General features: G+C 47.4%; 14 protein-coding genes, 1 tRNA gene and 1 other RNA gene. 15 read left to right on the top strand and 1 reads right to left on the bottom strand.

Translation table 11 applies throughout. The features are described 5' to 3' along the window. Window positions 1-172 precede the first annotated feature (172 nt). On the bottom strand, window positions 173-1,912 hold the full coding sequence (locus ACYQ2M_RS07900) for a YcaO-like family protein (protein ID WP_459915790.1): 1,740 nt from the start codon (window positions 1,910-1,912) through the stop codon (window positions 173-175). Between the two features lie 193 nt (window positions 1,913-2,105). Here ACYQ2M_RS07900 and hisB point away from each other — a divergent pair, with 193 nt between their 5' ends. The 15 genes from hisB to ACYQ2M_RS07825 all read left to right on the top strand — a co-directional run bounded on the left by hisB (window position 2,106) and on the right by ACYQ2M_RS07825 (window position 19,591). Then, window positions 2,106-2,693, top strand: a complete 588-nt coding sequence (gene hisB, locus ACYQ2M_RS07895) for an imidazoleglycerol-phosphate dehydratase HisB (protein WP_459915789.1) — start codon at window positions 2,106-2,108, stop codon at window positions 2,691-2,693. 158 nt (window positions 2,694-2,851) lie between these two features. Further along, a complete protein-coding gene (gene dnaG / locus ACYQ2M_RS07890; protein WP_459915788.1) occupies window positions 2,852-4,645 on the top strand; it encodes a DNA primase in 1,794 nt (597 codons plus the stop codon). Window positions 4,646-4,671: 26 nt separating this feature from the next. Then, window positions 4,672-6,540, top strand: coding sequence for an RNA polymerase sigma factor RpoD (gene rpoD / locus ACYQ2M_RS07885; protein WP_459915787.1), 1,869 nt, complete (start codon window positions 4,672-4,674; stop codon window positions 6,538-6,540). Between the two features lie 52 nt (window positions 6,541-6,592). Continuing rightward, a tRNA-Ile gene (locus ACYQ2M_RS07880) sits at window positions 6,593-6,669 on the top strand. Window positions 6,670-6,909: 240 nt separating this feature from the next. Further along, window positions 6,910-7,728, top strand: a complete 819-nt coding sequence (locus ACYQ2M_RS07875; protein ID WP_459915786.1) for a Nif3-like dinuclear metal center hexameric protein — start codon at window positions 6,910-6,912, stop codon at window positions 7,726-7,728. Window positions 7,729-7,876: 148 nt separating this feature from the next. Beyond that, the gene (locus ACYQ2M_RS07870; RefSeq protein ID WP_459915785.1) at window positions 7,877-8,599 is read left to right on the top strand and encodes a zinc ribbon domain-containing protein; all 723 of its coding nucleotides are present in this window, start codon (window positions 7,877-7,879) and stop codon (window positions 8,597-8,599) included. Between the two features lie 56 nt (window positions 8,600-8,655). After that, window positions 8,656-9,043: RNase P RNA component class A (gene rnpB / locus ACYQ2M_RS07865), an RNA gene on the top strand. Between the two features lie 113 nt (window positions 9,044-9,156). Then, window positions 9,157-9,912, top strand: a complete 756-nt coding sequence (locus ACYQ2M_RS07860; protein ID WP_459915784.1) for an ABC transporter ATP-binding protein — start codon at window positions 9,157-9,159, stop codon at window positions 9,910-9,912. Beyond that, complete coding sequence (locus tag ACYQ2M_RS07855) at window positions 9,900-11,078, top strand: SufB/SufD family protein (RefSeq protein WP_459915783.1); 1,179 nt, start codon at window positions 9,900-9,902, stop codon at window positions 11,076-11,078. Before ACYQ2M_RS07860 ends, ACYQ2M_RS07855 begins: the two co-directional genes overlap by 13 nt. A gap of 21 nt (window positions 11,079-11,099) precedes the next feature. Next, window positions 11,100-12,413 carry an HPr family phosphocarrier protein gene (locus ACYQ2M_RS07850; protein ID WP_459915782.1) on the top strand — a complete coding sequence of 438 codons (1,314 nt, stop codon included), beginning with the start codon at window positions 11,100-11,102 and terminating at the stop codon, window positions 12,411-12,413. A gap of 11 nt (window positions 12,414-12,424) precedes the next feature. Beyond that, window positions 12,425-13,132: a 2-C-methyl-D-erythritol 4-phosphate cytidylyltransferase gene (ispD, locus tag ACYQ2M_RS07845; RefSeq protein WP_459915781.1), complete on the top strand. Its 708-nt coding sequence runs from the start codon at window positions 12,425-12,427 to the stop codon at window positions 13,130-13,132. Window positions 13,133-13,211: 79 nt separating this feature from the next. Further along, the gene (locus ACYQ2M_RS07840; RefSeq protein WP_459915780.1) at window positions 13,212-14,966 is read left to right on the top strand and encodes a L,D-transpeptidase family protein; all 1,755 of its coding nucleotides are present in this window, start codon (window positions 13,212-13,214) and stop codon (window positions 14,964-14,966) included. 147 nt (window positions 14,967-15,113) lie between these two features. After that, window positions 15,114-15,656 (top strand): peptidoglycan L,D-endopeptidase MepK, encoded by a 543-nt coding sequence (locus tag ACYQ2M_RS07835; protein WP_459915779.1) that lies wholly within the window; start codon window positions 15,114-15,116, stop codon window positions 15,654-15,656. A 693-nt stretch (window positions 15,657-16,349) separates the two neighbouring features. Further along, window positions 16,350-18,413 carry a serine protein kinase PrkA gene (locus ACYQ2M_RS07830; RefSeq protein ID WP_459915778.1) on the top strand — a complete coding sequence of 688 codons (2,064 nt, stop codon included), beginning with the start codon at window positions 16,350-16,352 and terminating at the stop codon, window positions 18,411-18,413. Further along, window positions 18,413-19,591 (top strand): DUF444 family protein, encoded by a 1,179-nt coding sequence (locus tag ACYQ2M_RS07825; protein ID WP_459915777.1) that lies wholly within the window; start codon window positions 18,413-18,415, stop codon window positions 19,589-19,591. Before ACYQ2M_RS07830 ends, ACYQ2M_RS07825 begins: the two co-directional genes overlap by 1 nt. The last annotated feature ends 102 nt before the right edge of the window (window positions 19,592-19,693 follow it).

Raw genomic sequence — 19,693 nt, 5'->3', positions numbered from 1 at the left:
ATGCGCCATCCGTGATGGGTAAAGGGGGCAGGTTATGTGGTATTAGAGTCTGTTTTTCTATCCGGCTCTATGGTTTTGTTTTTTAAAGGTGTGATTAAACAAAAGCGCCAATAACGTAGGCCTGAGCTTACCCCAAAGTGGCCCATGTTGTGATCAAGTCCGTTTGGTTCATTCATCTGTTGTTGAGTTTTTCCAGATTTTCCCTGGCAAAATTCAGGCCAGGATCAATGGCCAGAGCCATTTCATAAAAATCCATGGCTTTTTCAATCTCTCCCATTTCCCGGTAATTAGAGGCAATGCTGGCATGATCAATGGCCGAACCGGGCTTTAATGCCAGAACCTTGCGAAAACAGGCTATGGACTCAGGATGACGTTTAAGCATGAAATGGCAGAATCCCATGAGATTGAAAATATCTTCGCGTTCATTGTCCAGCTCAATGCCTTTTTCAAGGAAGGTCAGGGCCTCCTGGTATTGTTCCATTTCCTTGAGACAGACACCGGCGTAAGAGCAGATGGTGGGAATATCCTGTTCTGTGGGGTTTTCCGTAAGAGCGCATTGTAATTGGGCCAATGCCTTTTCCGGCGCATCCATGGCAAGATGACACAGGGCCTTGTAGAATGAAATAAAGTACTGATGGGGAAGCATGTCAGAAACGTTTTCAAGTTGGGTCAGGGCCGCTTCCGGGGCATTGTTTTCATAGATGTGTTTGGCACAGAACATGACTACGCTACTGTTTTGAGCCCGCTCCCGGAAGCTTGTGCCCGGTACCATAATATAGCAGGCTGGGACGTTGAGCTGTGGATCTGTGGTGTCAAGCACGATGAGTTCAAAACCCATGCGTGACAGTTCCCGGGTGATAGCCTCTATTTCGTCCCTTATATTAGGGCTTGAAATATCTGGAAGTTCAGAGATTGACACCATTTTTGCACTACCGTTTTCCAGGGGGGCCATGAGATAGTCTGCCTGGTCAAGACTGGTGAACTTGGGCAGGCCGCTTGCCACATAGTTGGAAGGGGTGTTAAAATCACCTGCCAGCTGGGCCACCTCTGTCAATGCCCGGCTGAGCGCCTTGTCTGGGCTGGCTGCCGTGCCCGCCGTCCAGACAATTTCACTGGTTTCAGGAAAGGTGGAAGGGTCATAGGCCAGAACCCCCACCGTGGGAATTCCTGTGTCCAGGCTGAAATCATGGATGTAAAACCTGATACCGGCGGATCTGAACTTGGCAATGAGTTCCTTTGTGGAAGGGCTGGTAACCGAATCCGGATCAATGAAGGGCAGTGTTTTTTTTTCTTTGCAGATGATGGCAGATACATGGCGTTCCACAATTTCACAGGCACCTTGGCAGATGGCCTCTTCCAGACAATTGCCCGCAGATGAGCCGTTGAACTCATTGATCATGAAAAACCAGTCCAGGGGGATATCCACCGTCTGGTCCCGGGTGATATTGTAGGCGTTAACCCATTGAAGTGGCAGGTCTGAAAAAATTTTTTCGGAAATTTCCCGGATGTCCGAACGATTATCCTGGACAGATGCGGCTGTCAGAGAAAAGGAAAGGGGGGCGGATACAGAGCTCCGGAGTTTTTTTCCGGTGTTTTCCGGGGCGGTTTTAAACCGGTAAAGACTGAATCTTTCGGCAAGCTCCATGACGGCACTTGCCTCGGCAAGGATGGGGCTTATGCCTTTTCCCATCTGCTTGCGGGTGCCGGTCAGAGCCTGGGCGTCGTGGCCGCATACGCTGAAATACACGGGGATGTCCAGTCGTCCGTTGTCGATACGCCGAGTTTCCTTTAAAATATTGAGTCCCGCATTGATGGATCTGTGCTTAAAGTTTTCAATGGTTTGTTCAGGGGACATGATTTTATCATGGTCTTGATTTTTAATTTTGTAGGCATCGGATAATTTTGATGTCATTATATTTTTAAGAACCTCTATTGGTTATGCAGTGTAATATTTCTGAGTTGACGGATGTTGTTTGAAAAAACAGTTTGACACAGTATCTAATTTTTTTGTACATTCAAAAAATCCGTAATTCCAACGGTTACAGAGATGAATAACGAAAAAATAAATATATTATAACTATTAATGCTTTGCAAGGCTAAATTACATGGCTCGTACCGCATCACTGACAAGAGAAACCAGAGAAACGAAAATAGACATTGAGATCAACATTGACGGCACCGGGAAATCCCAGATTTCCACTGGGATTGGTTTTTTTGACCATATGCTCACCCTTTTTGCGGTTCATGGTTTTTTTGATCTCACCGTCACGGTGAAGGGGGATCTGGATGTGGATTTTCATCACACGGTGGAGGATACCGGTCTGGTGCTGGGAAAGGTGATTTCCAAGGCACTTGGGGATCGCAGGGGTATTGCCCGGTATGGGGCAGGAGCTGTTCCCATGGATGAGGCCTTTAGCCGTGTGAATGTGGATTTTTCCAACAGGCCCTACCTGGTTTACCGTCTTCCCGATACCATTCGATCCTCGGGACCCTTTGATGCTTATCTTGCCAAAGAATTTTTCCGGGCCTTCAGTGCCCAGGGTGGGTTGAATCTGCACATCTCTTGTGATTATGGTGAAAATGAACATCATATAATTGAATCTGTTTTCAAGGCCCTGGGCCGGGCCATGAGTGTTGCCTGTGGATTTGATGACAGGATTGTTGGAACCCTTTCCAGTAAAGGAGCGCTTTGAAATTTGATGCCCCGTTCTCTTTTACTCCGGCGGTTCGGCTGAATATCATTGCACAATTTACCAGAACAAAAAATGGGCTCATCTTTTGAAAAATTATTGACATCCGGCCACCCGTAATTACTTTTAAAATTTTGTGATGTGCAGGTGTTGATCCTTCCATGCGTATATCTGAAGAAATCATTTCACAAATTTCAGCAGCCACCGATATTGTTGCTGTGATATCTGAATCGGTGATGCTGAAAAAATCAGGAATGAATTACTTTGGTTTATGTCCGTTTCATTCCGAAAAAACATCTTCTTTTTCTGTGAGCCCCCACAAGCAGATTTTTTACTGCTTTGGATGTGGTGCCGGGGGAAATGTGTTTTCATTTCTGATGAAATACCATGACGTTTCTTTTCCTGAAGCAGTAAAAATGCTGGGCCGAAAATGTGGTGTTGCCGTTGAGACAGGACCTGTGAGCCCTGAAAAAGAAAAGCACATGGCCCTGAGAGAGGGGCTTTACCGCTTGAACCAGCAGGTCATGGTCCATTATACAGATGTTTTGCGCCATACTCCTTCCGGGGAGCAGGCCATGCATTACCTGGAAAACCGGGGAATCACCGCCGATACCATGGAGCAGCTCAACCTTGGATTTGCCCCAAACCAATGGGATGACATGGTGTCATTTCTAAAAAAAAAGAAGGTGTCCAAGATGATGGCCGAGGCATCGGGGTTTGTGCTCAAACGTAGAGACAAACCAGGGTATTACGATCGCTTTCGAAATAGAATTATCTTTCCCATTTTTGATGTCACCCGTCAGGTTGCCGGTTTTGGAGGTCGGGTGATGGATGACGGTGTTCCCAAGTATCTCAATTCCCCGGAGACCCCAGTGTACAGCAAGGGTCGAATTCTTTATGGCTTTCATCTATCAAAGACCTATTGCAGACAGGAAGATACTGTTTATATTGTTGAAGGGTATTTTGATTTTATATCCCTTTTTCAATGTGGCATAAAAAACTGCGTGGCAACCCTGGGAACAGCAATGTCCCAATCCCATGTCAGGCTGTTAAAGGGGGCGGCATCCCGGGCAATTCTGGTGTTTGACTCCGACAAGGCCGGCATTAATGCAGCCAAAAGAAGCATTGGTACCTTTTTAAAAGAGGGGATGGATGTTCGCATTGTTATCCTGCCCCAGGGCCAGGACCCGGATTCCTTTGTGCAGCAGAGGGGAAAAACACAATTTGAAGCGTGTTCAGAAAGGGCCATGTCCGTGATTCCCTTTCTGACCCAGTCCGCCGTGGAGCAGTTTGGGCTTTCCGTGGAAGGAAAAATAAAGATCATGGAAGAGATGAAAACTCCCCTTGCCCGGGTGGAAGACCCTGCGGCTCGGTCTCTGTATATCCATGAATTATCTCAAACACTGGGTATTGATGAAACCGCAGTGCTTGAAAAGGTAAGAACCGCTTTTTTAGAATCCACGGATGCCTTTGTTTTGCCACCTGCTTCCAGTCCCCACGGAGATGCTTCCATGGGAACTGCCGTGGAGAATCATTCCATTCCAAGGGAAAGGCAGATGATATCCATGATGTTGCAGTTCCCTCAGATCAGGCAGGAGATTCTGAAAAAAGGGGTGCTTGACTGTTTTTATTCCCGGGAGCTCAGGGAAATTGGCAGGTATGTGCTTGAAATAGAAGGAAATGAGCAGATTGTGTCCCGGGTAATGGAAGCGGTGGAAACAGATGATCAGCGGCGTCTGGTGGCATCTCTTTCCATGGTGGAAATTCCCGATGTGGACAATGTGTATGAAAAATCCGTGTTTTTAATGAATAGAATTGTAAAAGTCTGGAACAAGAGCGAAAACAGACTTACATCTAAAATAAAAAGAGCAGAACAGGGCAGTAATTCCAGCCTTTCTTTTGACTTGCTTGAAAAACGTCAAAGGGAGATCCGGAGATTACGTGGCTATGAATGATAAAAAGCCTTTGGGGGGCATTTTTTATGGCAGCAGCGTCGGTTGAATCCAGCGAAAAAGATACAATATCCAGAGAAACGTTAAAGCAGTTGATTGAAAAGGGAAAAAATGAGGGCTGTCTCTCCTATGCCGAAATAAATGAAGCCATTTCCGATGATATAAAATCATCCGATCAGATTGATAACATATTGAGTATGTTTCAAAAACTGGGAATTGAGCTGGTTGATCTGGAAAAAGAAAACTCAAAGATACGCACCGCCGGAGAAAAAAAGGGGGGAAGTACCTCCGCCTCAACTGGTAGCTCCGGTACCTCCTTATCTGCCGATACCAAAGGCAAAAAAGCTGCTGTTGTAAAGGGGAAGCAGCCCCGGAAAACTGTTTTTACAGCAGGTGGGCCGGATGCAGACATGGAATTTGGTGCCGTCACCGACCCCGTTAAGATGTATCTCCGGGAAATGGGTATGGTAACCCTTTTAAGCCGTGAAGGAGAGATCACCATTGCCAAAAAAATTGAAGTTGGGGAGCGTGAAGTTTTAAAGGCCATGCTGGCAAGTCCCCTGACGGTGGTGAAACTCCTTGGCATCGGTGATAAAATGGAGGAGCAGAAGCTTCGCCCCAAACATATCCTGCGGGATGTGGATGAAGGGGATGGGATTGCAGATGAGGCTGTAAAGCTTGAAAAATTTCTCAGTACGGTCAGCAGTATCCGGGAAATTCATTTTGAAAATCAGAAAAACAGAGATCTTCTCATGGCGGGGGATCAACCCCCTGCTGCGGCAAGAAAATTAAGAGATGAGATCCGAAATAACAATGAAAAAATATATAATTATCTGAAAGATTGGCGGTTTGAATCCGGTATTCTGGATAATATTGAAAAAAGTCTTCGCAACAATATTAAATGGTTTGATACCATGGATGGCCTGCTCAAACGATGTTCTGGTACATTCAAGGCCAGGCGGGATGACATGTGTCAGAGCCTGGCTGATGCCGATGCCTTTGTGGCATGGGCTTGTGAGCAATCTAATATTACCCGGGAACGTGCGGTTGTACTGCACCAGGATCTTTGTGCAATCGTTGCCCAGATTGAACAGAGAAAGGATGATCTAAAAGGGGATGCCACCTCCCTTAGAAAAATTATCAAAGGGGTGGATAAGGGCCGTGCCAGGGCCAAGTATGCCAAGAGTGAACTGGTGCGTGCCAATTTAAGGCTGGTGGTGAGTATTGCCAAGAAATATACCAACCGGGGTCTGCAGTTTCTGGATTTAATCCAGGAGGGCAATATCGGTCTGATGAAGGCCGTGGACAAGTTTGAATACCGTCGAGGATACAAGTTCAGCACCTATGCCACATGGTGGATCCGTCAGGCCATTACCCGGGCTATTGCCGATCAGGCCAGAACCATTCGCATACCTGTGCACATGATTGAAACCATTAACAAGCTGATCCGAACCTCCCGATATCTTGTCCAGGAGATGGGCAAAGAGCCCTCCCCCGAGGAGATTGCCGAAAAAATGGAAATCCCCCTGGACAAGGTGCGGCGGGTGTTGAAAATTGCAAGGGAGCCCATTTCCCTTGAGACCCCCATCGGAGAAGAAGAAGATAGCCATCTTGGCGATTTCATTGAAGATAAAAAATTCTCTCTGCCTTCGGAAGCGGCCATTAATTTGAATCTGGCCGAGCAGACAAGAAAGGTGCTTGCCACCCTTACCCCCAGGGAGGAAAAGGTGCTTCGCATGCGATTCGGCATCGGAGAAAAAGCCGATCATACCCTGGAAGAGGTGGGGCGAGACTTCACTGTTACCCGTGAACGCATCCGTCAGATCGAGGCCAAAGCCCTTAGAAAATTGCGCCACCCCACACGAAGCAAGAAATTAAAAAGTTTTATAGAGATTTAATCCTTGACAATATAATTGAAAATTATATAATTGCCGAGTTCTCCAAATGGGAGGGCCCATAGCTCAGTCTGGTAGAGCCACCGGCTCATAACCGGTCGGTCCCTGGTTCGAATCCAGGTGGGCCCACCATAAAATTTCGGTTGTCAATGGATGGCATGCCGAGTACAGCCTCTGCAGAAAGAGGTGCGGGACGCAAATGAAGAAAAAATAACAAACAGGATATATACTTTTTATATGACTGTTGCAATATCTGAAAAAGCCTGAGTAAAGAAAAGCGTGGTATTCAAATACCACGCTTTTTTTATTTAGGATCTGGCGGTGTAATTTTTTTGACCGGAAGCCTATGGTTTCAGGTGCCGGGAGGGGCATATGGCCGTAACAATTTGTGATTTTCTTGGATGTCTGGATGCTGTGATTCCCTTTTGCCTTGCCGAAAGCTGGGATAACTGCGGTCTCCAGGCCGGTCGCTCCGAGGCATCGGTGACAAAGGTTCTTGTGGCACTGGATGTGACCATGGAAGTTATGGCCGGTGCATTGGCGTGGGGGGCGGATCTGGTATTGACCCATCACCCTTTGATGATAGTCCCCCTGAAGCAACTGGATTTCAGTGTCATGCCCGGCTCTGCCATTGCCCTGTCCGCTGCTCACAATATTTCCATCATCTCTTTACATACCAACCTGGATAAAGCCCGGGGGGGATTAAATGATTATTTTGCCAGGTTGCTGGGCTTGACCCAACTTGCCAGCCTTCAACCCTCCTTTGAAAACAATGGGACAAATGGGTGTGTGGAGGGCATCGGCCGGGTGGGGCACCTTGCTGCCCCGGTGACACTGGCGACCCTGGGGGAGCAGGTGAAAAAAATTTTCAGGGCTGGATATGTCAGACGGGTGGGATCACCGGACATGATGGTGGACACAGTTGCTGTGTGTACCGGCAGTGGTGAATCCCTCCTGAAAGATGTATTTGATTCCGGTGCCCAGGCCTATGTCACCGGAGATTTGAAATATCATGGTGCCCGTGACATTGAAGCATCTGGCATGGGGGCAATTGATGTGGGACATTTTGCATCGGAACACATCGTCATTGATCTTCTGCTGGAAAAAATCAAGGCAATTTCGGTGCAGGCAGGGCTCAATCTTGATGTAAAAGGGTATGCAGGAGAATCTGAACCTTTCGTTGTTCAATGATGACAAGTGGCCCAAGTTATAAACAGGACCATAAATGGTGAATCAATAGAATCCGCCTCCTTTGGATTATGATGCGGTGACGTGTCCTTGACTATGGGATAAAAACGACGGAGTTTTAGTTACAATACCAACGCCACAGGGGAAAAATATGGCAGCAATTACTAAAAATGAGATGGATGTGCTGATAAGGCTTCAGAAGGCTGAGACAGAGACCGTTCGGATTTTGTCCTATCTTAAAGGCATTGATAAGGAAAAAGAGGCACTTGAATCCAAGTTGACCGCTTTTGTGAAAGCGCTGGATAAGAAGAAAGATGCCCTTGACGCTGTTGTCAAGAAAGTTAAGGATATGGAGCTTGAAATTCAGACAACGGATGAGCGTATTAAAAAAAGCACTGAAACCTTGAGGCATGTAAAAACAGACAGGGAGTACCAGGTGCTTCAGCGCGAAATAGACAATAATAAAAAACGCCTTGAAAGTCTTGAAGATGCTCTTCTGAAAATATTTGATGAAAAAGAGGCCCAGGAAAAGATTGTTCAGGAACAACTGCTTGACCTGGATCAGGTCACGGCAAAAATAAGGTCGGAGCAGGCGGAAATTGACCGCAAATGCGAAGACGACCGGGAATTGCTTGAAACTTACACGCAGCAGAAGGAAGATATCGGTGCCACCCTTTCCCCTGATTTATTGAAAAGCTTTGATGAAATTTCTGGAACCAGCGGTGGACTTGCCGTGGCAGAAGTCAGAAATGAGGTGTGCCGGGGATGCTTCATGAATATACCGCCACAGCTTTACATTGAAGTGCAGAGAGGGAAAGACTTGATTTTATGTCCCCAATGCAATAGAATCCTCTACTTCAGTGCTCAGGAATAAATTAAGACCTTGCCCTGACGGATGAGGATACACTGAAAAAAGTAAACATATACGGTGGAAGTAGACTATACGATCGCTGGATCTTAATTGATCTGGAGGAAAGTCCGAACACTGCAGGGCAGGACGCTCCATAACGTGGAGTCGCGGCAACGTGAAGGAAAGTGCAACAGAGAGTAGACCGCCGTGTTGTTTCTTTATTGAAACAACACGGTAAGGGTGAAACGGTGCGGTAAGAGCGCACCAGTTCTCCGGGCGACCGGAGAAGCTTGGTAAACCCCGTCCAGTGCAAGACCAAATAGGGAAGTGTTTGAGGGCTGCCCGTCCGAGCTTCCGGGTAGGTTGCAAGAGGTGTGCGGCAACGTACATCCCAGATGAATGATCGTGGCCCCGATGGCGGGTAACTGCCCCGGGGTACAAAATTCGGCTTACTGGCTGCTTTCACCGTATATTTTATTAAAATTGGCTTCATGTTGATCTTTATAAAGGACCCTGAAATTTAAACATGATTCTAAAATTTACATAAGCAAGTCGAATATTTACATTGAAGGATAGATAAGATGCTGTTGATTGAAGAACTTAAAGTGGAGGTGGGAGACAAAGAGATTCTGCAGAATGTCAATCTCCATGTCCCCCCGGGGGAGACCCATATCCTCTTTGGACCCAACGGATCCGGGAAAACCACCCTCATGATGACCATCATGGGATTTTCCGGTTACCGGATTACCCGGGGTAAAATCACTTTTAAAGGCGAAGATGTCACCTTCATGCCCCTCCATGAACGGGCCAGATTGGGTATTGGAGTTCTTTTTCAGCGTCCACCCACCATTAATGGTCTTACTACCCGCCGTATGGTGGAACTATGCGCAAGGGATCGTGAGGTGGATGTGGATAAGCTGTCTGCCTGCCTTCGATTTGAAAGCTTTCTGGAACGGGATGTGAATCACAACCTTTCAGGAGGGGAAATAAAACGTTCAGAACTGCTCCAGCTCATGGCACAGCAGCCGGATATGGTGCTCCTGGACGAGCCGGAGTCCGGTGTGGACTTGGAATCCATTGCACTTCTGGGAGAAAGCATCAATATCCTGTTAAATCGAGGGATAAAAAAGCAGCCTTCCTGTCAGAAAGGCATCATCGGAGAAAAACCCAAATCGGGTCTGGTGATTACACACACCGGTCATATCCTGGACTACATCACCGCAGATAAAGGTCAGGTGCTCTATAAGGGACAGCTGCGATGTTCACGCAATGCCAGGGAAATTTTGAAATGGATCAGGGAATACGGGTATGAGGAGTGTGTCGGATGCACAGCGTAAGTGATAAAACCATTGTTAACCTTTCTGACTTTACCAGCGATGCGGCCCACGATGAACATGCCTATATTGACCGTCTTGACGCAATATCAAAAATAGATGCCGATGAATTTGTCAAAGTGGGCATAGAAACCAATGAAGCTCTGAGAGCCGGGACCTTTATCCAGAAAAACAATGACCTAGTACACTGCAGCCATTCCATGGAAGGGGTGGATGTCTTAGGTATGCCCGCAGCCCTTTCTCAATTTTCATGGCTTGAACCCTATGTATGGAAATTGCTGTCCCCGGAAAAGGATGACATGACAAGGGAGACTGCCAACAGTCCCCTGCAGGGATTTTTTATTCGCAGTCACAAGGGGGTTAAAATAGAAAAACCCCTGCAGACCTGTCTTCATATTGCCCAGGATAAATTTTCCCAGAAGGTTCACAATATTGTCATTGCCGAAGAAGACTCCGAAGTGCATATCATTGCCGGATGTTCCACCTCTCCCCATCTGTCTTCCGGGCTTCACATCGGCGTGTCGGAATTTTATGTAAAAAAAGGGGCTACCCTTAAATACACCATGATCCACGACTGGGGCGAAAACATTTTTGTTCGTCCACGAACAGCGGTGCATGTGGAAGAAGGGGGGGTGTTCATATCCAATTATATTTCCCTGAAACCCGTGGGCTCATTACAGTCCAATCCGGTCACCTATTTGGAAAAGGACGCCACTGCAAGATTGAACAGTATTCTGGTTGCGGGTAAAGGCTGTCACATGGATGTGGGATCTGTGGTGGAATTAAATGGGGCCGGTGCCAGGGCGGAAATTATTTCCCGGGCCATTGTGGCCGGGGGAACAATTATTTCCCGGGGCCACATAAAAGGCAAAGTGCCGGGGGTCAAGGGGCATCTTGAATGCAAGGGACTTATTTTAAAGGAGGGCCTCCTTCATGCCATCCCCGAACTTTCAGGCCTTGTACCCGGCGTAGAAATGTCCCATGAAGCCGCGGTGGGTAAAATTGACAAAAGAGAGATAGAGTATCTCATGGCCCGGGGTCTCACCGAAGATGATGCGGTTTCCACCATTGTTCGTGGTTTCCTCAATGTGGACATTGAGGGATTACCCGAAGAACTGGCCCGGAAAATGGATCAGGCGGTGAAGGAAACTGAACAGGACATGATGTAAGGGATAATAAAAGAAGAAATCATGACCCTATCGTGCGATATTTCCTTCAGGGAAAAAGCAAAGCTGTTCTCATTTGAGTATCTGAAATGTCTCATGTCCGTGACAGAGGTGGAAACAGAAGCCTATCTGTTCACCAAAAAGCTATACTCCAAGCTCATCACTGCTTCGCACCTGCTGGAGGATTTCCTTGATTTTCATGGGGCCAAGAATAACCGGGAATGGGTGTTTTACAGGGAACTCACCGCAGCGGTGCGTCATCTTTCCCTGGCAGGCTATTCCCAGAAACATATTTACAATCGCATCGGTTTTTATGAGTTTGAGAAAAAGCATGAAACCTTTGCAATGGAGTCCAGGGATACCCTGCTAATGATCCAGGGATCTTTGCAGTTGGCAGCGCCGGTGATTCTCCAGGAGGCGGTAAAGCTTGGCATAGAAATTCCAGCCATGGGCTATGAACCTGGTTATTTCCCCGGAATTGCCACAGGGGATCAGCTGGAACATAACATTGATGACCAGGAAAACAGACGACAACAACAGCAGCAAAAAAATCTAACAATTATTGCCAGTGATTTTCTGGCCCTGGTGGATAAATTTGAACAATTTGCCTTTTATGAAAGATATCCAAGTACCAGGATACGGGAAATTGTACCGGAAAAAATTAATGAAGTGGAAATCCGGCGCTTTGAAATGCTGCTGCATAACCTTCAATCCTCCTTTGATTCCTATGTGATTCATGGCGGATTTTTCCATGGCAACCGAAAGCTTAAACAGCTTCGGAGCCATTTTTCCATTGTTTTTCATATTCTCCAGGTCATGGGACGTTTGCTGCATTTCTATGAGCGTCATCTCCATGATGTGGAATATAAAGATGTGTACAAGAGCGTCAGTGAGGCCTTAACGGAGCTTATTGATCCTGATGTGTTGCTGGACCGGGCCGTCAATTACTGCCTGTTTTATGCTTGGCAGTTTCTTTCCTCTGGGAAGCGCCTGGCCTCTGAAGTTCTCAATGAAAACATTGATCGGGGCAGCATCACCGTGGGGATTCCCCAGGAAAGGGGATTTCATTCCCGCCCCAGCCTGTTGGTTGCCAAGATTGTCCAGTATTACGGCGGGGAGGTAGAGCTTCTGGTGGGAGCGGATCGATTTGATGCCTCAAGCGTTCTCGATATCCAGTGGGCCGGGGGAAAAATCAAAAAAGAAGAGGTGGAGCAGGTCTCCTTTGAGGGGGATTCCAGGGCTCTTGCCGACATTAAAATTCTTGCCGGTGTTAATTATGGTGAAGATCTCATTGGTAAAGGGGTTCCCCTACCAAAAGAACTGTTTTACCTGAGATAGGCGGCGCAGATATGTCTCAATCCAGGGTGGCGGCCATAATTGTGGCCGGGGGAAGTGGCCAGCGCATGCAATCGTCTGTGCGCAAGCAGTACATGATGCTCAAGGGCCTACCCGTTGTGGTGAGAACCCTTCATTTTTTTGCTGCCCGGAAATTCATTGACCCCATTTTACTTGTTATTCCCCGGGCCGATGAGACTTTCTGCAGGCAGGAACTTCTGAGGCCCCACGGCCTTTCTGAAAGGATTCTGCTGGATTATGGGGGAACACATCGCCAGTCATCGGTGAAAAACGGGCTGGATGTTCTGAAGGACCAGGGCTTTTCCGGAAAAGATGTGGTGCTGATTCATGATGGTGTTCGACCCTTTGTGAATGCCGCCATGATTGAAAATTGCATTGAAGGTGCTCGACGTCATGGGGCCTGTGTCCCGGCCATTCGCGTTGTGGATACCCTGAAACGGGTGGATGATCATGGAAAGGTGGTGGACACGGTGTCCAGGGAAAACCTTTACCAGGTTCAGACTCCCCAGGCCTTCCACTTTGACTTGGTGGTAAGTGCCCATGAATATGCCCTTGGCAGTGGTTTAATGGGAACAGATGACGCTTCCCTGGTGGAGGCCATGGGAAAAGCGGTTTACATTGTGCCGGGTTCTCCCGATAACATAAAGCTTACCACCCCTGAAGATATGGGGCGGGCGGAATTCATTGTGTCTCGTCTTTGAACAATGATGCTTACGGAAGGGGGATAGGATATATGCTGTCTGTGTCGCAATGCCTGAACAATAAAAATGGGGAGAGAATTTGGATTCTGAATTAAAAATACGGCGTTTTATTTCCTTGGACATCATTTTTTTATTTTCAGGGGTCAGGGCCTGTCATCAACGCTTTTTGGGATTCATGTCCCGTTTTTTCTCAACCTTTACTTTTTTGTCAGTTTCTGCCATTTTTTTTTGTTGCCCGCTTGTTTCCCATGCGACTGATCCCCTGTCAACGGCCATGGCCGAATATCTGGAATGCTATCCCCTTGAACTGTTGAGTTTCAAAGATCAGAAACCCTCTGCCACTTCCCGGAATTTATGCCTGGCGGTGATTTATCATAAAAAGGGATTGTCTCCCCTGTGGGTCAGTGCTCAGGGTCCGGGGATTCGGGCCACCATTATTTTGGAAACCCTTAAGAAGGCCGATGAGGAGGGCTTGGACCCCGTAGATTATGGGGTGCCCCAGATGGAAACTTTGTGGCATTTACGGGAACCGTCATCCCTGGCCCGGCTGGACACCCTTATCACCTTTAATCTGATTAAATATATCCATGATGTCAGTCGTGGCCAGATAAAACTTCGGTATATAGAACCCCTTTTGTTTGCCGAGGCCGGAGATGTTGATTTTGACCCTCTTGCCACAGTGGATAAAGCCCTTTCAGTGAGTGACCTTGCCGCATATCTTGCCGCACTGCCCCCGGTCCACCGGCATTATACGGATTTAAAAAAAGCCCTTGAACATTATAGAAACCTGGCCCGCCAGGGGGGCTGGGAAAAAATTGCTGCCGGTAAAACCATTCGGCCCGGTGATTCTGATCACCGTCTGCCTGCCGTTGTAAAACGTCTTGCCATTACAGGGGATATTGTAAGTCCCGTTGAAGATAAACCCATGGTTTATGGGGAAGATCTAGTGCCATCCGTGAAAAAATTTCAGGTTCGCCATGGTCTTTCTCCAGATGGTGTGGTGGGGCCTGCAACCCTTGAGGCACTCAATATCCCCGTGCACAGTGCTGTCCGCCGGATTATGATTAACATGGCCAGGTGGCGATGGCAGGAGCATTCTCTGGGTGAAAAATATATTTTGGTGAATATTGCAGGCTTTAATCTGTCCGGGTTTGAAGGGGAGCAGTTGAAAATTCATTTTCCCGTGATTGTGGGAAAATTACAGCATCAGACCCCGGTTTTCAGTGACCGTGTGATGTACATCGACTTTAACCCTTATTGGAATATAACCCCCTCCATTGCCCGCAACGAAGAATTGCCTGCTCTTCGTAAAGACCCCCGTCATCTGGTGAAACGGCATATTCGGCTGTTTTCCAGCTGGAAATCTGATGCCGTGGAACTGGACTCCACCACCATGGACTGGCATAAGATTACCAGGGGGCAGATGGCCGGGTTTAAACTTCGCCAGGATCCCGGGCCCTGGAATGCTCTGGGAACTGTTAAATTTATTTTTCCAAATAAATATGATGTGTACATGCACGATACCCCCACACAGAATCTTTTCAGCCGTAGCACAAGAAATTTTAGTCATGGCTGTATACGTGTGAGTGATCCTCCGGGTCTTGCTCTGTTTATTCTTTCCGGTGAAAACGCCGGGTGGACTCGGGAGAAAATTAAAACCATACTGGACTCCGGCAAACGAACAGTGATTCGACCGGGGAGGTCTGTACCTGTGCACATAACCTACCAGACCGCATGGGTTAATAAAGATGGGTTAATTTGTTTCAACCGGGATATCTACGACCGGGATAGAAAATTGGGGCAGGCGCTTTTCCCCGGAGATGTGTTGAACTGACAAAGTATTTTTGTGTGATTCAAACAATTGATGGGTTGTATCTGATATTGGGAAGGGGCTCAGGGTTGAGTTGCGGATATTACGTCCAACCCTGCCTGAAAATTGACTGACACCTGAACATAAGGATGGAGAAAGAAGCCACAGCATATGAATATCAAAACAACAAGACGACAATTCTTAAAGGCGTCAGCCGGAGCAGCGGCGGGTCTTTTTCTCGGTTCTCCGCTGGTATCTTTGGCAAGTACGGGGGGCAGACGTACCATGACTTTTTTTCATACTCACACCGGGGAATATCTTGATATTCGCCACACTCCGGGTATCCGATCCGCATCCAATCAACGCAAGATCAATGATTTTTTGAGGGATTTTCGAACTAATACCATTCATCCCATTGATCCCGGTCTGCTTGATATCATCGCGGCTGTTCAAAATCGGGGAAATAGTCGGGGAATCATCGAAGTGGTTTCCGGTTACCGTTCACCGAAAACCAACCGTAATTTGAGAAAAAAAAGCTGGGGAGTGGCCAAAAAAAGCCTTCACATGGAAGGGCGGGCCATTGACATCCGCATCCAAGATTTTTCCACCCGTCATTTAAGGGATGTGGCCGTTCATCTTGGTGCCGGCGGTGTGGGATATTATCCCAAATCAGATTTTGTTCATCTGGATACCGGAGACTGTCGCTCCTGGTAATTTTATGGTAGTTGATTATTAAAAGCACCGTGCCAACCGTCCTAATTGCCAGGGAATTCCTTGTCACCACGCCGGTGCTGTTTTCTGCGCCTGTAAATTGCGTTTTATCTACCCTTTTTCGGCATCCTTATACTCGATGTTCAAGTTTTTTTGCCGATTTTGCGAGAACAGGGTCAGGCTTGCATTATTGCCGCTTTTATTTAAGTTTACCTTGAAACGCAGATAGTTGTAAAAAGTATGGAGCCTGATAAAAAACTCAGGCTCTAATACCACATAGCCTGACCCCGTTGGCCCACCAATTGTGACGGGTGGCTCATTTTATCACCAAACCCATCGAGTTATGATCTACATTTATTTGAAACATTATCCTCAAAATGGAGTCATTGCTCCATAAAGCGTAAGGCCGGAATGAATGAGATTTTTTCTTTTGCCTTGTTTTATCGCAGATTTTTTTCGTGAACGGTTGTTTTGACGATATAGTTTGACACCTATCCTTCCCATTGATATATTCAATTCAGGTGGCCGATATGAGACATATCCCACCAGATGAACTTAATTTCATGGATCAGCGATTCCACTGCAATGTTTTATACTTGTCCATCAAGTAATACCGTTTTCATCAAACAGGTTTTCCGTCATTTAATTTATATATGATCGGCAGCAAAAACCTTGATGCTGCCCGGGGAGGAAGCAATGGATGATAACACCACTTCAAAAACACTTTCCTATCACATTGAACTGGTAAAAACAGAAAAAAGGACCTTTGAAGATTGTTTCCAGGGGGTCTCCCGCATGATTTTAAGCAGCGGGGTGGATAAAATCACCGTCAAAGGTCGAACCACCTATCATTTTGATCTTTTCAGCAAGGGTAAAAAACACCTCGTGGGGATGTACGACGAAATCAACAGTTTTGTTTCCTTTGTAAAGGATGCCTCCGAGGGGGGATCTTCCCGGGAAATGGCCTTTGTCCTGGTGGGTGAACCGGGAAATGGTAAGACCTTCTTTGTGGATTATCTGTGTGAAGCCTACCGCAATTTTATTTTCAAGCCGGAAAATCGTAAATATACCTTCCGTTTCAAAGGCCTTGATCAACTGGAAGGTTATGGCAGAATTTCCACTATAGAATCCCAGACCTATGAAGATCCCATGATTCTTGCCATGGGACTGCATGAAACCCAGGCCGCCTCCCTGGAATATCTTGGTGCCACCTATGGTTTTTCCGACAGAGAACTTGAGGTGCTTACTGGGAAATATCGGCCGCTTGGGGCCTGTTCTTCCTATATATGGAACCAGATCCGGGAGTTCTGTGATGGCGATCTTGAAAGAATGCTATCCTTTGTGGAAGTGGTGCAGGTACCCATGATTGAAAGCATGGGCACCTTGACCGGTAAATATCCGGCCAAGGATAAAATTACCTCCTCCGCCGTGGATCTTCTGGGAGAAGAATCCATCCAGAGACTTCTCCACATCACTGATACCAACAATCCTTATCGGTTTGATTTGAGACGGGGTGCCCTTGCCCGGGTGGCCGGAGGCGGGATCCATTTCAGCGATGAGATTTATAAAAACAAAAAAGATCTGGTCCAAGTGTACCTCGGGGTGATTCAGAACCGCAATATTGAAATCGACGGCTATAAATGGCCCATTGATACTCTAATTGTGGCCACCAGCAACAACTCTGAATTTAATACCTTTCTGGCAGAAAAAGAAGAAGCTCCCATTGTGGACAGGTGCCGTCTCTGCTATGTGGCCCACAACACCGATTATAAACTCCAGAGTGAACTGACGGCTTATGCCATCGGCGGGGATGTCAAAACCACCCTGAACATGGAAAAACTCCACCAGGATCCCAACCTGAATTATGCTGCATCGGTGGGGGTGGTGCTCACCCGGCTGCCAAGATCGGAAAAACTCACCCCCGTGGAAACCATGAAGCTGTCCGCAGGGGAGGTGGCCGGAGAAAAGAGTTTAAAGACCCTGTCTGAACTCATCGACACCCTGAACCAGGACACAGACATCACCAAGCGCTTCGGTCAAAAAGGGCTGGGACAACGAAATTTGGGTCGGGCCATCCAGCTGCTTTTAGAGAGTTCCGAGACCAACGAGGGCACCTGCATGTTTGCCCTGGATATTTTCAGAACTCTGGAAAAGGTGGTGTTGGACTATGTCACAGAGTCTGGAGATCGCACCAAATTCATGGAGGATCTGCACACGGCCCGGGGACTTTACCGGGAACGCATCATGACCGAGATCTTCAATGCCTACATGGATGAACCCCTGGCCATTAAAAAAGATGTCATGAACTATGTGAACATGATCATCGGCATTGATGCCGAGCACCTGGGGCCGGACATGATGTGGAAATATAAAGATCCCCAGTCCAATGAACTTAAATCCATGAAGATCGATGAGCGCTACATTAAAAATGTTGAGGAACGTCTCGGGCTTAAAACCGACGAGCAGCGATCTTCCTTTAGAAACACCATTCGAAAGATTTACGGGCAGAAGATCTCAGTGGACCCCAATTATGATTTCATGGACAACCTGGAACTTGTCAAGGCCATCACCGATGTGCGACTGAAATCCGACATCGCCGGGGCTGGGAGCCTTGTGGGTGCCCTTGCCAATCGTACCAATGAAGAGAATAAGAAACTTCATGACCGGATGATCAACACCATGATGGATAAACTGGGATATTGCAGCACCTGTGCCCAGAAGACCATTGAATATTTCTGCAGTCAGGAGGATGATAAATAATGATAACCCTGGATGAACTCCTGGAAAGGGACCGGAAGCGGGAAGAGGACGGATTTAAACGCAAAATCCGCATTGGCCGTATTGTTAAACCTGTCCAGGGGGGCAGGGAAAGGATCATTGTTGTACCCACCACGGTGGAAGAAAAATTTGTTCATGATGAAATCAGCCTGGACGAAGAGGGCGAATCCCAGCCCACCGGGGGCACCGGTACCGGAGAAGAGGGCGATGTCATCGGCGAAGAGCCCATCCGCCCCCAGGAAGGAGAGGGAGAAGGCACTGGAGAAGGAGACGGCGAAGGCCCGGGGGAGGGCAGTGGTGGTGAACATGAATTTGAATCCAATGCCTATGATCTGGGAAGAACCCTGGCCCAGGATTTTGAACTGCCCAACCTGGTGGACAAGGGCGGCAAAAGAACCCTGGTGCGGTATGTCTATGACATGACCGACCGTAACCGGGGATTTGGCCAGATCCTTGACAAAAAAGCCACCATAAAACGTATTGTGCAGACAAACATCAGTCTTGGCAATATTCCCGATGTGTCTAATATTGATGCTTCCAAGTTTCTGGTGGCACCCTCTGACATGATCTATCGGGTGCTTTCCCGTGAGAAGGCCTATGAATCCCAGGCCATGATATTTTTTTTAAGGGATTACTCCGGGTCCATGGGGGGAAAGCCCACCCAGACGGTGGTGTCCCAGCATGTGATGATTTACTCCTGGCTGTTGTACCAGTACGAAAAACAAGTGGAAACCCGATTTATCCTCCATGACACGGATGCCAGGGAAGTGCCTGACTTTTATAAATATTATTCCTACAAAGTGGCCGGCGGCACCAAGGTGGTGTCCGCCTACCGCATGGTCAATGAAATAGTGGAAAAAGAAGGCCTTGCCAGGGACTACAATATTTATGTTTTCCACGGCACCGACGGGGATGACTGGGACACCGATGGCAAGGAGGCGTTGGTGGAACTGGAAAAAATGGTCACCTATGCTGCCCGTATCGGCATTACCGTTGCAAAGCACAATTATGCCAAAGGCAAGGAAACTGAGGTGGAAAAATACATTGCCGGTTCGGGACTTCTGGAAAAACATCCCCGTCACATCCGTATGGATGTCATGGCGGAGGATGCTGAAGACAGCAGGATTATTGAAGGGATTAAAAATCTTCTGGGCAGTTGACATTTAAAACCGGTCTTGATCATACCCCCCGGCCGTTTGGGGAGGGGGAAGATCATTATGACCGGGGACCGATGTTGTTATTACGCCAGTAAGAAAAGATCA

The sequence above is a fragment of the Desulfocicer niacini genome, from assembly GCF_054657595.1.
Note: the sequence above shows the minus strand (reverse complement) of the source record. Positions and strands in the feature narration are given on the sequence as shown.

Excerpts from the sequence above, each read along its gene's own strand:
- ACYQ2M_RS07900 (WP_459915790.1), bottom strand. The coding sequence starts at position 1,912 with ATGACATCAAAATTATCCGATGCCTACAAAATTAAAAATCAAGACCAT.
- hisB (WP_459915789.1), top strand. The coding sequence starts at position 2,106 with ATGGCTCGTACCGCATCACTGACAAGAGAAACCAGAGAAACGAAAATA.
- dnaG (WP_459915788.1), top strand. The coding sequence starts at position 2,852 with ATGCGTATATCTGAAGAAATCATTTCACAAATTTCAGCAGCCACCGAT.
- rpoD (WP_459915787.1), top strand. The coding sequence starts at position 4,672 with ATGGCAGCAGCGTCGGTTGAATCCAGCGAAAAAGATACAATATCCAGA.
- ACYQ2M_RS07875 (WP_459915786.1), top strand. The coding sequence starts at position 6,910 with ATGGCCGTAACAATTTGTGATTTTCTTGGATGTCTGGATGCTGTGATT.
- ACYQ2M_RS07870 (WP_459915785.1), top strand. The coding sequence starts at position 7,877 with ATGGCAGCAATTACTAAAAATGAGATGGATGTGCTGATAAGGCTTCAG.
- ACYQ2M_RS07860 (WP_459915784.1), top strand. The coding sequence starts at position 9,157 with ATGCTGTTGATTGAAGAACTTAAAGTGGAGGTGGGAGACAAAGAGATT.
- ACYQ2M_RS07855 (WP_459915783.1), top strand. The coding sequence starts at position 9,900 with ATGCACAGCGTAAGTGATAAAACCATTGTTAACCTTTCTGACTTTACC.
- ACYQ2M_RS07850 (WP_459915782.1), top strand. The coding sequence starts at position 11,100 with ATGACCCTATCGTGCGATATTTCCTTCAGGGAAAAAGCAAAGCTGTTC.
- ispD (WP_459915781.1), top strand. The coding sequence starts at position 12,425 with ATGTCTCAATCCAGGGTGGCGGCCATAATTGTGGCCGGGGGAAGTGGC.
- ACYQ2M_RS07835 (WP_459915779.1), top strand. The coding sequence starts at position 15,114 with ATGAATATCAAAACAACAAGACGACAATTCTTAAAGGCGTCAGCCGGA.
- ACYQ2M_RS07830 (WP_459915778.1), top strand. The coding sequence starts at position 16,350 with ATGGATGATAACACCACTTCAAAAACACTTTCCTATCACATTGAACTG.
- ACYQ2M_RS07825 (WP_459915777.1), top strand. The coding sequence starts at position 18,413 with ATGATAACCCTGGATGAACTCCTGGAAAGGGACCGGAAGCGGGAAGAG.